This window comes from Geomicrobium sp. JSM 1781026, from assembly GCF_041949955.1.
Taxonomy (GTDB): domain Bacteria; phylum Bacillota; class Bacilli; order Bacillales; family Marinococcaceae; genus Geomicrobium_A.
Window position 1 is genome coordinate 153,100 of sequence record NZ_JBHFQF010000008.1, and the last position, 14,266, is coordinate 167,365.

Genomic DNA, 14,266 nt, shown 5'->3' on the forward strand with positions numbered 1-14,266 from the left:
ATTCAACTAATCGCTTTCTGTTATCTCAACAGGCACATCATCGATCTCTACCGAGTAATCAAAGTCATTTGGACCCTCGATTTGAATAGGTTTACGCGTTTCCCCAGTTTCCAATTGTTCATCCTCAAAATCGATATACAGGCGTAAGTTCTCTTCACTAAACTCCTGTAATTCCTCTTCATCCCCATGTACGTTGACTGTATATGTTTCAGCTTCTCCTGCGGGTATTGCCGCATCGAATCCCGCAGGCAGGTTATCGAAGTCAAGTGGCATTTCTATACTCATCACATCTTCAGCATCTGTCACTTCAATTTCAAGTGTGACCACTTCCGGCCGAACGTGCTCTACACCATCTGGAACGGGCACTTCGACTTCCCGGACTTCACTTTCGGTCACACCCGACAAATCAAGCGTTCCTAAAAAGATGGATTCAATATCTTCGATTTGGTCGATTGGGCCATAAATCGTCGCCGTTTCTGTATCGATGCTCATGTCAATGAGTTCGAGTCCTTCCGGCAAGTCTCCCTCGATGTCATAGTCAAGCGCCACTTCAGCGGAAGGACGTATGATCGGAACTTCAACTTCTACTGTCTCTGGTGCCACATTCGTATCCAACTGTTCACCATATGGACCATACACAATGACATCAACCGTTTGCGTAATCGTCTCTTCGGCACCCGCAACATCAATGAACGCTTGCAGTGAACTAATGTTGTCCAGAACAGAGGCGCCTGCATTGACTTCAACTTCTCCTGGCGTAACTTCTGGCTCACCAACAGTATGTCCTTCTGCTATTTGATCTTCATTCATTAATTCCACTTCCACCGGAAGCGTGACCGACTGCCGTTCTTCAAGTACGACTCGCACCGTATTCGGTTCGACGCTGACCGTCAACCCACTCGGGAAGTTCGCCGTCTCTACATCTACTGTGTGAACCCCTTCTGCATACCCTTCCAAATCAACATAAATCTCATAGGAAGGGTTGGTTACTTGGAATAGCGTCAGCGCACTTTGTGTTCCTGACACCCTTACGTCAATGTCATCATCAATCTCCGCAATCGCATACTGCTCATTGTCGTAATACACTTGGAGCTCTGCTTCGCTGAGGGAGATCTGCTCGGTACTCATAACTGGCGTCGTACCTGGATTTCCAACATCTTCAAGGTTGACGAATAGAAAGAGCATCGTTGCAATAAGCAAAGAAACAAACTTTAAAAACCAGTGATTATTGAAGAGCCTATCCATCTTTTCGCCCTCCCCATTGCCAGAATGATGCATTCGATGACTTCGTATTTTTTAGAAGTTGATTTTCCAACATTTTCCTTATCGTATCATCGTCCAAATCCCGGTGCAATTCTCCGTTTTTCGTTACAGAAATTGCTCCTGTTTCTTCAGAAACCGTTATTGTAATTGCATCGGTTACTTCACTCACACCAATCGCAGCCCGGTGTCTTGTGCCAAGTTCTTTTGAAATAAACGGGTTCTCAGAAAGAGGCAAATAACAAGCCGCTGCTTCCAATATGTTGTTCTTAATAATCACCGCACCGTCATGAAGCGGGGCGTTAGGCATGAAGATATTGGTGACGAGCTCTGTAGAAATTTGAGCTTTCACTGGCACACCCGTTTCAATATAGTCGTTCATTCCCGTTTCATTTTCAATGGAAATCAAGGCGCCAATTCTACGCTTCGCCATGTATTTCAATGACTTCATTAATGCTTCAATCGTGTTAACGGAATTCTGCTCTTCTGGTGTTGGGCCTCGTCCGAATAAACGCCCTCTTCCTAGTTGCTCCAATGCTCTTCGCATTTCAGGTTGGAAGATAATAATAATGGCGAGGACTCCATACGTAATCACCAAGTTCATAATAAATGACATCGTATGTAAACCGAAGAAGTTACTCAGAAAACCGGCAGCTAGAATAACCGTAATTCCTTTTAGTAATTGTACCGCTCTTGTACCACGTACAATCGAAATTAATTTATAGACAACAAACGTAACGAGCAAAATATCAACAATTCTGCGTATCCACGTTAAAAGTTCGAAATCCTCACCAAACATTGATCTTCCTCCCATTAGGATATAAACGAGAAACCTCGAGAGGTTAGCACGCAACCATTATAACATAGCTGAAACCCGATGTTATCATTTCCAATGCGCCGCCCCATCTTCAGTATATCTCTGGCAAGTTTCTCCTATCCCTCCTGATTGTAGAAACGAGTTCCACTACACTTATTCCTACGACAATCGTAATCCCTCGTTACACGATTTTCCAATAAAAACCGCCTAAAACTACGGAATTTTAGCGGAAGAATCGTGAGAAATTAACGCATTTCGTTTTTTGGAGGATTTAGAAGGAAACACAAAAAAGCGACCCGGCACAATTCGTACCCGGATGCATTTTTGTACATTCTTCCCGCTCAATGGGGAGTGATGCACGAACGCATCACTCCATGCTTACGAATCGTCCCCAGTCGTCAAGCCTGAGAAAAGCGATTTCGTCTCGTACCAAATCCACGAAAGAATTTCATTAATCTCTTCGACATTGCCCGCAACATTGCCAGCAGATGCCATATATTGTTCACCATTAATGACGGTGAGATCACCATCTACTTCACCTTGTACGTCAACATTCCCATTCGTAACCGTTAAGTCTCCTGCAACGGTTTCGCCTTCAGGAATAATGACGGTGTTCGTTTCATAATTCACATGCACGTCGCCAGTCGCTCCTCGGACCATGACGTCATCTCCACTCATGCCGGACCAGTTTACCCATACCATCGAGGACATGAGCACAAGGAATACAGAAGCCGCCACGAGCATCGGGTGGTTTCTTGACCAGCGCTTCCAAGCAACAGAGCGTTTCTTTCGTTTCGGCAATGCATCCATCACGCTTTCTGTAAACCTACAAGGCGCGGTAATATGTGAAGCGCTCTGTACGAGCGCAATTGATTTCTTCACTTCATCATAATGGGATTTGCAATCTCCGCATTCACGCAAATGCTCATACAGTTGCATTCGCTCATCCCGGGTTAAGTCACCATCGAAATATCGCTGAATACGCTCACTGCTGCAGCTCATGTTGCCTTTCCCCCTTACTACCATTTTTTCAATCGCTTCCTTAGTGCCTCTCGTCCACGATGAACGTGGGTTTTTATCGTACCTACAGGAAGATCAAGAATTTCACTCATTTCCTGCAAGGAGAGGTCTTCCATATACTTAAGAATAATCGCAGCGCGATATTTAGGAGGAAGTGCATTGATTTCTTCTTGAATCGACGCTTGCCATTCAAGGGTCACGACTTGCTCATCTGGAAGGGCGTCTGTTGCCGCCAATTGCGAGTACCCATCCAATCCTTCCGTCCCGCTCACCTCAGCATCTAGCGAGTAGTCCGGCTTTTTCTTTCGGAGCTTGTCGATACTTAAATTGGTAGCAATTCGAAACAGCCACGTCGAAAACTTCCGATTGGTATCGTACCGGTCGATGTTCGTGTAGGCACGGATAAAGGCTTCCTGTGCAACATCCTGTGCTTCTTGGGCGTTGCCGACCATGCGATAGGCTATTTGATATACTTTATCTTTATACGCTTCAACAATTTGAGCAAAAGCCTCTGGGTCTCCGGCCTTCACTTCCTTTATGCATTGCTTTAACCAATCGTCCATCCCTATCCCGCCTTACGTCCGTTCTGTATGATTACGTCCCTGTCTATGTATAGGTTTCATTTATTTTTTTGATTGTATAAATAGTAAAGAGGTCTTCACTATTCACAAAATAGTTCGCAACCTTCTTAGTGTACCACGGGATCAAAGGGTGGGTATCATCTTAATAATTTTTTAAAAAGGGAGAGACCTTTTCGGTTAGTAAAACATAAAAAAGAGAGCGGAACAAGGTTGTTCTACTCTCTTGAGTTCATATGTATGGAGCGGGTGATGGGAATCGAACCCACATCATCAGCTTGGAAGGCTGAGGTTTTACCACTAAACTACACCCGCAAATTGGGAACATTTACTATGTTATCACAAAACGATTCGTTAAGCAATGGAGCGGGAGACGGGATTCGAACCCGCGACCCCCACCTTGGCAAGGTGGTGTTCTACCACTGAACTACTCCCGCATGTGAAATGGTGGAGGGGGACGGATTCGAACCGCCGAACCCTGAGGGAGCGGATTTACAGTCCGCCGCGTTTAGCCACTTCGCTACCCCTCCATAAGAGTATAAGTAAATGATAAAACCAGCAAAATCGTTTGCTGGAGCCTTTATATTGCTATAGATAATTATTGGTGACCCGTGCGGGATTCGAACCCGCGTTACCGCCGTGAAAGGGCGGTGTCTTAACCCCTTGACCAACGGGCCGGACGCTTACGTCTCTTGCTGACAAAATATATTATATGATCTCCACAACGAAAATGCAATAGTTTTTCTCAAAAAAAATTTATACATTTGTTTAGGAGCAAAATAAATCATTGATTTCGCAGCTAAATGCTTGAGGAGACAAGTTTTTTTGTGACTAGATAGAGATTGAACTTTCGATTTACCGCGCGTACAGTGCTTGGTGTTTGAGGTAGATATTTATACAAGGACGACAGAGACACCCCCGTTTGTCATCGAAAAATACAATAGCTAGCATGAGCTAGCTGAGCCGAATTATGTGAAGGGTTCCATTTGGCGTGAGCATATCATTATTCTGTAGTGCGATTTCTATATAAACTGCACTCAAGAAATTCACTAGTGCTTGAAATTGTAACTCATCAAACCTCCTTACCATTCTCTCGGCATAAAAATTCTGCGACTCTTTTCTGCCATAAAGACTAGTGAGATATCTTCATGAGTCACTCCAGCGTCCGGTCGGTGTATCTTCGGCGCCGGTGGGGCCGATAGTTGCGAACTCCAGAGGTTTATATGAATAAACAGCGTTGACGTCCTTAGAAACGAACGTTCATAGACTAGCGAGCATCAGCTTGACTGCGGTGTTCTAAATCGACCTATATAAGTTGAACGAAAGAACTTCATTAAGAACCAATGGTAAAATTGGAAAATGGAAACTGTGCTCGAGTTGCAACCGAACTGTTCTCAAGTTGAGGAAAATCGCGGGGGAAGCCGTCTATTCTCATAAACTAGGGAACAGAATGAGCGAACTCGGTAACAGATTACCGGGTCATAAGTACATCCCCGCCTCGAAGTACCCACAAGACGTCGGCGCGAGCCGCGCCGAATCGAGTGCGGTTTCGTTTCGGCCCCTGCGGGGCCGACGTGTCGTTAGTACTTCAGCCAGAATCTGCGCGCAAAATGGCACCCAGCACCGCGCTACCCCCTCCACCCAACAGTGCAAATCAAGAAAATGCTAAGTTCATTCCATATAGATCGTTTTGGGGTGTGATCTAGATCGCCAATCTCCTAAAAATAACCAAATGTTATGCAGTTAGAACTGTTGCTGAGCACACACTACCTCAACATCGGTAGAGAGCAGGTGAAAACTTAAAATCAAATTTCTAATACCTGGATGTCGGAAGTTCCTATTCGCGTGGCTCGCTCGGTTCGATGCTGAAGCGAACATAGCAGCTGCGTAACATTATTTAATTAAAATATTAATAAGCAGAGTTTCAATTATTTATTTCTCAAATCAATAAAAATCTTACCATTGCACGAAGTGCGGTAAGATTTACGCTTCTAACCTCGCGCAAGCGGCAATTCTATGTTCAAATACTGGGCTATTATTTCCTCGATCAGCTCTTGTGTTCGTCCATGAGTAAACCCATCAAAACCGTGTCTTCATACTGTCCGTCCACCCATTCATTGTCACGAAGCGTACCTTCAATCTGAAACCCGCACTTCTCATAACATTTGATCGCCCTAATGTTGCCTGCCCACGTGTCTAGTTGGAAGCGACGAACCGCAATGGTTTTATGCAAATACTCTACAAGCAGTTGCATCGCTTCGCTACCAAATCCTCGGTCCCAATAATCACGGTCACCAATAACCATACCAACCGTGCAACTGTTCGTTAATGGGTGGTACTCGCGGTAATCACAATACCCGATAAACCGATCTTCATGATAGATTGAATAGATTCTTCCTTTTTCTAGTGAATTGGCTTGTTGGTAATGAGTACCATACCAGCTTTCCATTTGCTCAATCGTCAGACCTGACCAAAGGTGGGCATTCGTTCCTGCCGCAAGCTTGGCAAGTAGCGGATCGTTCCTCCACTCAATCATCGTCTCTAACTCTTCTCTTTTTGGTGCTCGTAACTCCACGTGGTTTCCTTTTATCATTTGCGGTTTGGACCCTCATTTCCACTAATTTTCTGATAATATAGTAAGTGTACATCATCTTTATAATTTTCTACAATCGGGGGTCATCATGGCATTATACGGAGAGTTTAAAAAGGAAGATTGGCTTCGCTCGTTGAATTTACAAGAGTCGGACATTCCAACTTCGACAATTATTCATGGAGAGTTTCTTCATGAGACGAATTTGCTTTATTGGGAAGGTACGCTCGATCAATCTCGTGCACCAGCGTGGAACTTAAGATTTGGTAATATGAAGAACAAAAATATCGCCTATGCAAATGTGTATGGCAGTCCGATGGCAGCCACGGTTGTGCACCCTCTCGCCATTTGTGGCTGTGAACGATTCATTCAAACCGGCTACTTCGGAGGACTACAGGCTGACTTAACCTATGGAGAAGTCTTGCTCGTAACATCTGCGGAAAAAGACGACGGCGTGTCGGATAAGTACGGGCCTGCGAAGACGAGCCCAGCACTGTTGGAAGCTGCCCAAGCGTTTTGTGAAGAAAATAACATTGCTTACCGACTAGGCTCAATTGTCACGACAGGTAGCTACATTTATGAAACGGCACCGATGATTGAACGCTGGGCTGCTGTTGGTCATACCGGTGTTGAAATGGAGGCGGCTGCAACGCTTGCCATTGCTGCTCAATACGGGCGGGAAGCGATTGCTGTGTTAAGCATGTCAGACCACTTGCCAAGTCAACATACGTTTTACAATGCGACAGAAGAACGAGCCAAGTTAGAAGAGCAAGCCGAAGAGAATGTTCGTCGCATCGCTAAACATTTGGCAACGCTTACTCGGGCATAGACCTTGCATTGATATACCATGATGCATACTACGGAAAAGGAAGTGAAAAGAATGAGCGTTAACGTTCACGTAAATGATCGAGGGTTGGCTACTTTGGAATTGGATCGACCGAAAGCAATCGGTTCCCTTAATCATGAAATGGTCCAAACGATTCAAGAGCAGCTTGAACATTGGAAGAACGATGACCACGTCAAAGTAATTCTTCTAAAAGGAAACAGCGAAAAAGGTTTTTGCGCAGGCGGTGACATTAAGACACTCGCAAACGCGAATAAGAGCGACGAAGATTTTGAGCGAGCCCGTCAGTTTTTCCTCGATGAGTACGCGCTGGATGCTGATATTGCCAACTACAAAAAACCGATCGTTGCTCTCTTGCACGGTGTCGTAATGGGTGGTGGCGTCGGCTTGTCTCAAGGAGCAAGTCACCGCATCGTCACGCACAATACGAAGTGGGCCATGCCAGAAATGAACATTGGCTTCTTTCCAGATGTCGGCGCTGCTTATTACCTAAATCAAGCTCCTGGTTACTCCGGAACGTACCTTGCTTTAACCGCTAAGGTCATCCCAGCAGAAGATGCTCTCTACATCGGTGCCGCAGACTATTACGTCGATGATGTCACCTGTGTAGAAGAAACGCTTCGCAGTAAGAACTGGATGAACATTGATGCGCCAAGAGAAACACTCGATCAACTGCTCAAAGACGTGAGTGAAGAACCGAAACCGAGTGCACTCGCCGCCAAGCAAACACTCATCGATGAATTCTTTCATTTACATCAAGTCGAAGACATCGTGAAAAAGCTACGCGACTCTGGCGGAGAATTTGCAATGAAAACCGCTGACACGCTTGAATCGAAATCTCCCGTTTCTTTAAAAGTAACTTTGCGACATATGCTAGAAAGCGCACACCAGCCACTGGAAAAGGTATTGGAAGCGGACGCGACTCTGGCGATGAACTTCTTAAAAGCAGACGACTTCTACCGAGGAGTCGAGTCTGTTCTTATTAAAAAGGACAACAATCCACAATACACGTACCGCACATTGGAAGAAGTTAGTGAAGATGTGGTAGATCAATACTTCAAATAAAGGCAAAGTGCAGGGATTGCAGGGGCGTGGGTGTTCGGTAGTTGGTGTGCGCTTCGGTGTCGATTACGTGCACTCCCTTGTCGAAAGCGTGCACTCTGGTGTCGAAAGTGTGCACTCCGGTGTCGATTACGTGCACTCTGATGCCGAAAGCGTGCACTTGCTCAGCGGAGGGTGCGCGGGCGGGTTAGGGCTCGATCGGGCGGGGTGGATTTGTCGATTATGTGCACTCCGGTGTCGAAAAGGTGCACTTCCGTGTCGATTGCGTGCACTCTGATGTCGAAAAGGTGCACTTCCGTGTCGATTGCGTGCACTCTGATGTCGAAAGCGTGCACTTGCTCAGCGGGGGGGTGCGCGGGCGGGTTAGGGCTCGATCGTGCGGGGTTGATTTGTCGATTATGTGCACTCCGGTGTCGAAAAGGTGTACTTCCGTGTCGAAAGCGTGCACTTGCATTTTCTTTCTCGAAAATTGCTTTGTTCAACGGATATCGAGCGCTACTTTGTAGCGCTCGATATTCATTAACTGCTTGTTTCTGATGTTGAAGGTAAAATGCCTTGAAGCACAATTGCTTTTAGCTGCTCCATCCCTTCCTCGAACGTTACGTTATGTTGCTGTAAATATTGAGTGTCCAACAAATTTAGGAGCATCTCTTCTAACAGTGTCTTCAGCACCGTCACATAAGCCGTTGGAAACTTCGGCTCAACCAACTCAATAAACGGATCCCAAACAGCATTTAATTGGTTTGCAACTTTCTCATGTAAAGCGGGGTATTTCTTTTCTAACTCGTCCGCATGTTGAATGATGATGCCTATGTCATAATTGACTGGCAAAGAAGCGAATACTCGCTCGATCTTCTCCGCTTCAGATAACGTGTGATCGTTCACAATCGTTCGGTCAATCGCTTGGATGTCACGGAACACAAAGTCAATTGTCCGGCTAAGCAATTCTTCTTTGCTAGAGAAGTATTCATATACCGTGCGCTTACTCGTGCCGAGCGCTCGTGCTACTTGCTCTGTCGTAAAGCGTATGCCGTTTTCAGCAATTACACCGATAATGGTGACGTAGATGGCGTCATTCAGTTCCTTTGTCATCGCTTTGCCCCCTCATCTACCTGTTTGACCATGCGATACACCGCAAACGGCTTTTGGTCAGACTGATGAACGATGTGAAAACCAACACGCTCATAAAGTTTACGTGCTGCTGGATTGTTTTGGTCTACGGTGAGTGAAAGCTTGTCTAGCCCTTGTTCGCGTGCAAACTGCTCTGCCTTATGAATGAGCATCGTACCAATCCCTTTTCCACGGCTTTCTGGCAACATCGCCAACGTACCGATATGAAACTCACCTTCTTTTGCTTCTTTTAATCGGAGCATGGACCTGAAGTCTTTTCGATTCTTTAAAGAATGAATCAAGAAGCCGAGATGACGATATCGTAAAATCTTAACCGCTGTCGGAAAAAGCAATCGGTCCATCGTTTTCGCAGGATAACACGTCATCAACCCTAGGATACGGTTGCCTTCCTTTGCAACATACGCATATTCGTGACTAAAACGGTTGTTACGTGCTCTCCATAACTTCAACATCGTGTCGTCGATAACACGTTGATTGTTTGACCCTACGACTGTTTTCGTAAACGTATTGAGCGCCATCGCATTTAATTTCGCCCCTACAGAAGATGTGGGTTCTGCTTTTTGAATCGTTACTTCTGTCGTCATCTTCATCACCTCTTGGTACTGTATTTTAAATTATAGTACCATCTACTGAATCAAATAAACAATACCTCGCGAAAACTCCCAGAAGTTGACAACGAAAGAACGTCTTTCATTCAAAAAAATAGCCGAGAGCAGTTGCCCTCGGCTACTCATTTTCAATTTAGAACCAGCGTTCTGTGACGACTTTCTTTCTTGTATAAAATTGAACACCGTCTTTTCCGTTTGTTCCAAGATCTCCAAAGAATGAGGCTTTGTTCCCGGCAAACGCGAAGAATGCCATCGGTGCGGGCACGTTCACGTTAATACCGACCATCCCCGCATCAATTCGGTCTCTGAACAGTTGCGCTGATTTTCCACTAGACGTATAGATGACCGCTCCATTTGCGAATTTTGAGGCGTTCGTGACTTCAATCGCTTCATCCAAGTCTTTGACGCGAACGACGCTAAGCACGGGCGCAAAGATCTCATCTTGCCAAATTTTCATTTCTTGCGTGACATTATCAAAGATCGTTGCTCCAACGTAGTAGCCACTCTCTTTTGCATCGCCCTTTTCACGCCCGTCTACGACAAGGTTGGCGCCTTCTTGCACGCCGGAGTCGATATACCCAACGACGCGTTCTTTATGGGACTCGCGAATGAGAGGTCCGACGAAGTTCTCTTCGTACCGCCCGTCGCCAACTTCAAGGGAGCGAGTACGTGCAGTGAGACGCTCCATAAACTCATCGGCAATGTCTTCAGTTACCGCCACAACGGAGCAAGCCATGCAACGCTCCCCGCTACTACCGAATGCCGAACCAATGACGCCTTCGATCGTTTTATCCAAGTTGCAGTCAGCCAACACCGTCGCATGGTTCTTCGCACCTGCAAGAGCTTGCACGCGCTTACCATGAGCTGTACCGGTTTCATATACGATCTTCGCTACCGGCTCAGACCCGACAAACGAGATCGCTTCAATGTCTTCGTGTGTCAGAATGCGGTTGACGACATCTTTTGCACCGTGTACGAGGTTTAGCACGCCCTTTGGAAAACCTGCTTCGTAAAAAAGCTCAACGAGACGCTCTGCAAGCACTGGTGTCCGTTCTGACGTCTTTAATACGAATGTATTCCCGCAAGCAATGGCGAGTGGGTACATCCAAAGTGGCACCATCATCGGGAAGTTAAACGGCGTAATCCCTGCTACGACCCCTAGTGGATAGCGCCAAATGGAGCCGTCAATGCCTCCAGCAATACGAGGCAGTGCATCACCCATCATTAAGTTTGGCGCAGATGTAGCGAGCTCCACAACTTCAATCCCTCTTTGTACTTCGCCGTGGGCATCTTTTAGCGTTTTGCCGTTTTCGAGCGTAATAATTTCTCCTAGCTCTTGGCGGTTTTCGTTTAAGAGTTGCAAATAACGGAACATGTAACGTGCCCGCTCCGGAACTGGCACTTGTGACCAAGTCTCGTACGCTTCTTTTGCCGCCTGAACCGCGCGGTCGACATCTTCACTTGTCGAGATCGGAACTTTGGCAATTTCCTCACCTGTCGCTGGATTTGGAACCGACTCATACGTCCCACCCACCGTTTCTTGCCACTGGTCATTAATGTAATTTTTCATTGTTTTTACTTCTGTGATCATTTTGAACTCTCCTTTACAGATTGGAATGAAATGTCTTGGTCTCCGACGCGTTCATACAATACGGCCATATCGCGATCGCCTAACCCTGCGTCTTCTGCTTCTTCATACACATCAATGAGCGCATCGGTGATTGGTAAGTGCAACCCTTCTCTTGTCATCGTCTCTTTCACGAAGTTCAAATCTTTCCGCAATAAACTTAGCGTAAAGCCAGGGTTGTAGTCGTTGTTTGCAATAAACGTCTTGTAGTTTCGTTCATAAATTCGGCTCTGCCCGTAACTCACATTCATCACATCAAACAACGCGTCCAAATCCATGTTCTGTTTCTTCGCGAGCGTAAGTGCTTCACTTACCCCAGCAGTATAAAAACCGATGAGTAAGTTGTTGATGAGCTTCGTCATCGTTCCGCTAATGATTCGCTCATCGACGTGGAAGAGGTTCGCCCCGAGCACGTCCATGACGGGTGTCGCTGTATCAAACGCGACTTTCGGGCCGCCGCACATAAACGTGAGCGTCCGGTTTTCAGCGCCTACGACGCCTCCGCTGACAGGTGCCTGAAGAAAGAGCACTTCACGTTTCTTAGCAGCTCCTTCTACTGTTTCATTGTTCTCCGGTGCAACGGTGCTCGTATCCATGAGCAACACATCGTCATGGGCGTTTTCAATTAATCCTTCAGCACCTAAAAACACCGATTCGTAAGCTCGTGCGGACGGCAAGCTCGTAATGACCATATCACATTCTGCAGCCAATGCGGCTATAGACGCGCCAATGCTGCCGCCCGCATTTTCAAACGCACGTTCAGCTTCGGCATTCAAATCAACCCCAACGACTTGATACCCCGATTCAATGAGATTCTTTGCCATCGGCATTCCCATGTTCCCTAACCCAATCCAACCAATTTTCATTTCGGATCCCTCACTTTTACGAAATATAGTTTTTAGCTTCAATTACTCGTTCACTAATCTTTCGCTTCACTTTCGTCAGGTCACTTCGTTCTGGCGTTCGACTTTGTCGTTTTACACGATTCGCCTCTTCCGGCTGATCAAGTGCTAACCAAAGTCTCGTCATGTTACTCTCGACGTTCTCATAGCCCTCTTCACAAATCACTCGGGTCATCCATTCTTTTAGCTCGGTCGGGTGCTTGACCGTTCGTGTATACGATGACCGCATCACAGCTACGGTTGCAAACGAGTCTGCGACCATCCGTAACACTTCTTGCTTTTCAGAAACTTCATCGGTGAGAGACAGCCCTTCTAAAACTTCAGACATAATTCTTTCTGTAGCCGCAATCCATTGCCCGTTGACATCCGTGTCACTGATTGGATTCTCATTGACGTGAACGTCTTGCTTGAGCAAAGCTTTTGCTGATGCCATACGATTGATTTCATTTGTCCCTTCAAAAATCCGGTTAATGCGGGCATCCCGGTACAGTCGCTCAACCTCATACTCTTGCATAAAGCCATAACCACCATGAATTTGCACCGCTTCATCCGAAATTTCCCCTAACACTTCTGAGGCATAGGTCTTACACATCGCACAGTCTGGGATGAACGCCCGCACGATCGAAGACGAATTCATTCCCTCTGAGGAGGCAAGTGCATTCTCTACACTTCCTGCTGTTCCATAGGCGAAGCTTTCAACCCCAAATAGTGCAGTATTCATATTCGCTAACTTCTCTTGAATGAGCGGAAAGTTCACGAGTGATTGCTGAAATTGTTTTCGCTCCAAACCATAGTTGACCGAAAGCTTTAACGCCCGCTTTGATGCACCAATGTTGTTAAATGCTAATTTTAGTCGAGCGAGGTTTAAAGTGTTCAGCGCAATCTTGTGTCCTTGACCGATTTCGCCGAGCACACGATCTGGATTTACAACGACATCCTCAAGCAAAAGCGTTGCCGTTGATGAACCATTGATGCCCATCTTCTTCTCTTCTGGCCCGAGCGTTACACCGTCTTGTGTTCTTTCTACAATAAATGCGGTCATTCCTTCATCCGAATTCGCAAACACCACATACACATCGGCAATATGCGCATTCGTAATCCATTGTTTCTCACCGGTTAATTGCCATACACCGTCTTGATCATTCCACGTCGCTCGTGCTTTTCCTTTCAACGCATCTGAGCCTGCTGAGGGTTCAGTCAGTGCGTATGCCCCTACCCATTCTCCGGACCCGAGCTTTGGCAAATATGTGGCTTTCTGTTCTTCTGTTCCATAATAAATGAACGGCGTCGTGCCAACGCCCGCATGAATATTAAACGCCACACTAAACGAGCCACCGCCATTGCCAATCCCCTCTGCAACGAGTCCAGCAACATGCTTCCCAAGCCCAAATCCTCCGTACGCTTCTGGAATTTCAACCGCCTGCAAACCGAGAGAACCCGCCTCTTGAAAGGCATCTTTGGCAAACGTATAGTCATGCGTTTCCGCCTGTTCCATATTGGCAAGAATGGTATTCGTGACAAACTTCTCTGTCGTCTTCTGAATCATTATTTCATCGGTAGAAAGGTCTTCTGGCGTAAACGCATCTTGCATGCTCTGTAAGCTACCGCCCCACATTGGCCTTGAATATTTTGTTTTCATGCTCACGTCCTCCTCGTCATCTATATAAGTTGAACTAAAGAATTTCTTCACAAACCATTGCTAGACCAACCGTTAAAGGCTAAAATTCATCGACTTTGAGATCGATCTTCATTTTTTACAATAGACGTAGCAAGGATGGTGATATACTGCTATTGACATCCAAAGTGTACGGATCGAGTTGTAATGCC

Annotated in this window: 12 protein-coding genes and 4 tRNA genes; 2 read left to right on the forward strand and 14 right to left on the reverse strand. The window is 46.1% G+C overall.

The features are described from left to right. Window positions 1–6 precede the first annotated feature (6 nt). The 9 genes from ACE1TF_RS15255 to ACE1TF_RS15295 form a co-directional block, all read right to left on the reverse strand. Window positions 7–1,245 carry a CdaR family protein gene (locus tag ACE1TF_RS15255; RefSeq protein WP_042401774.1) on the reverse strand — a complete coding sequence of 413 codons (1,239 nt, stop codon included), beginning with the start codon at window positions 1,243–1,245 and terminating at the stop codon, window positions 7–9. Next, window positions 1,238–2,059, reverse strand: a complete 822-nt coding sequence (cdaA, locus tag ACE1TF_RS15260) for a diadenylate cyclase CdaA (RefSeq protein ID WP_042401772.1) — start codon at window positions 2,057–2,059, stop codon at window positions 1,238–1,240. The genes ACE1TF_RS15255 and cdaA overlap by 8 nt, the downstream gene beginning before the upstream one ends. A gap of 396 nt (window positions 2,060–2,455) precedes the next feature. Further along, entirely contained in the window at window positions 2,456–3,079 is a 624-nt protein-coding gene (locus ACE1TF_RS15265; protein WP_375018029.1) for an anti-sigma factor family protein, read from the reverse strand. A 17-nt stretch (window positions 3,080–3,096) separates the two neighbouring features. Continuing rightward, complete coding sequence (gene sigW / locus ACE1TF_RS15270) at window positions 3,097–3,660, reverse strand: RNA polymerase sigma factor SigW (RefSeq protein WP_042401767.1); 564 nt, start codon at window positions 3,658–3,660, stop codon at window positions 3,097–3,099. Window positions 3,661–3,916: 256 nt separating this feature from the next. Beyond that, window positions 3,917–3,990 (reverse strand) — tRNA-Gly (locus ACE1TF_RS15275). Between the two features lie 47 nt (window positions 3,991–4,037). After that, window positions 4,038–4,112 (reverse strand) — tRNA-Gly (locus ACE1TF_RS15280). An 8-nt stretch (window positions 4,113–4,120) separates the two neighbouring features. Next, window positions 4,121–4,205, reverse strand: a tRNA-Tyr gene (locus tag ACE1TF_RS15285). Between the two features lie 72 nt (window positions 4,206–4,277). After that, window positions 4,278–4,352 (reverse strand) — tRNA-Glu (locus ACE1TF_RS15290). 1,370 nt (window positions 4,353–5,722) lie between these two features. Further along, a complete protein-coding gene (locus ACE1TF_RS15295) occupies window positions 5,723–6,250 on the reverse strand; it encodes a GNAT family N-acetyltransferase (RefSeq protein WP_375018032.1) in 528 nt (175 codons plus the stop codon). Between the two features lie 106 nt (window positions 6,251–6,356). Here ACE1TF_RS15295 and ACE1TF_RS15300 point away from each other — a divergent pair, with 106 nt between their 5' ends. Together ACE1TF_RS15300 and ACE1TF_RS15305 are read left to right on the forward strand one after the other, a co-directional pair. Next, entirely contained in the window at window positions 6,357–7,094 is a 738-nt protein-coding gene (locus tag ACE1TF_RS15300) for a phosphorylase family protein (RefSeq protein WP_375018034.1), read from the forward strand. 51 nt (window positions 7,095–7,145) lie between these two features. Then, window positions 7,146–8,174, forward strand: a complete 1,029-nt coding sequence (locus ACE1TF_RS15305; RefSeq protein WP_375018036.1) for an enoyl-CoA hydratase/isomerase family protein — start codon at window positions 7,146–7,148, stop codon at window positions 8,172–8,174. Window positions 8,175–8,690: 516 nt separating this feature from the next. Here ACE1TF_RS15305 and ACE1TF_RS15310 read toward each other — a convergent pair. The 5 genes from ACE1TF_RS15310 to ACE1TF_RS15330 form a co-directional block, all read right to left on the reverse strand. Continuing rightward, complete coding sequence (locus tag ACE1TF_RS15310; protein ID WP_375018038.1) at window positions 8,691–9,263, reverse strand: TetR/AcrR family transcriptional regulator; 573 nt, start codon at window positions 9,261–9,263, stop codon at window positions 8,691–8,693. After that, entirely contained in the window at window positions 9,260–9,886 is a 627-nt protein-coding gene (locus ACE1TF_RS15315) for a GNAT family N-acetyltransferase (protein WP_375018040.1), read from the reverse strand. Before ACE1TF_RS15315 ends, ACE1TF_RS15310 begins: the two co-directional genes overlap by 4 nt. 157 nt (window positions 9,887–10,043) lie before the next feature. After that, window positions 10,044–11,501 carry a CoA-acylating methylmalonate-semialdehyde dehydrogenase gene (locus tag ACE1TF_RS15320; RefSeq protein WP_375018042.1) on the reverse strand — a complete coding sequence of 486 codons (1,458 nt, stop codon included), beginning with the start codon at window positions 11,499–11,501 and terminating at the stop codon, window positions 10,044–10,046. Then, entirely contained in the window at window positions 11,498–12,403 is a 906-nt protein-coding gene (locus tag ACE1TF_RS15325) for an NAD(P)-dependent oxidoreductase (RefSeq protein ID WP_483867166.1), read from the reverse strand. Before ACE1TF_RS15325 ends, ACE1TF_RS15320 begins: the two co-directional genes overlap by 4 nt. A gap of 16 nt (window positions 12,404–12,419) precedes the next feature. Next, a complete protein-coding gene (locus ACE1TF_RS15330) occupies window positions 12,420–14,078 on the reverse strand; it encodes an acyl-CoA dehydrogenase family protein (RefSeq protein WP_375018044.1) in 1,659 nt (552 codons plus the stop codon). Window positions 14,079–14,266: the final 188 nt, after the last annotated feature.

What these genes read in the sequence shown, in the direction of transcription:
- ACE1TF_RS15320 (WP_375018042.1), bottom strand. Translation starts at nt 11,501, where the DNA reads ATGATCACAGAAGTAAAAACAATGAAAAATTACATTAATGACCAGTGG.
- ACE1TF_RS15265 (WP_375018029.1), bottom strand. Translation starts at nt 3,079, where the DNA reads ATGAGCTGCAGCAGTGAGCGTATTCAGCGATATTTCGATGGTGACTTA.
- ACE1TF_RS15330 (WP_375018044.1), bottom strand. Translation starts at nt 14,078, where the DNA reads ATGAAAACAAAATATTCAAGGCCAATGTGGGGCGGTAGCTTACAGAGC.
- ACE1TF_RS15310 (WP_375018038.1), bottom strand. Translation starts at nt 9,263, where the DNA reads ATGACAAAGGAACTGAATGACGCCATCTACGTCACCATTATCGGTGTA.
- sigW (WP_042401767.1), bottom strand. Translation starts at nt 3,660, where the DNA reads ATGGACGATTGGTTAAAGCAATGCATAAAGGAAGTGAAGGCCGGAGAC.
- ACE1TF_RS15255 (WP_042401774.1), bottom strand. Translation starts at nt 1,245, where the DNA reads ATGGATAGGCTCTTCAATAATCACTGGTTTTTAAAGTTTGTTTCTTTG.
- ACE1TF_RS15305 (WP_375018036.1), top strand. Translation starts at nt 7,146, where the DNA reads ATGAGCGTTAACGTTCACGTAAATGATCGAGGGTTGGCTACTTTGGAA.
- ACE1TF_RS15315 (WP_375018040.1), bottom strand. Translation starts at nt 9,886, where the DNA reads ATGACGACAGAAGTAACGATTCAAAAAGCAGAACCCACATCTTCTGTA.
- cdaA (WP_042401772.1), bottom strand. Translation starts at nt 2,059, where the DNA reads ATGTTTGGTGAGGATTTCGAACTTTTAACGTGGATACGCAGAATTGTT.
- ACE1TF_RS15325 (WP_483867166.1), bottom strand. Translation starts at nt 12,403, where the DNA reads ATGAAAATTGGTTGGATTGGGTTAGGGAACATGGGAATGCCGATGGCA.
- ACE1TF_RS15300 (WP_375018034.1), top strand. Translation starts at nt 6,357, where the DNA reads ATGGCATTATACGGAGAGTTTAAAAAGGAAGATTGGCTTCGCTCGTTG.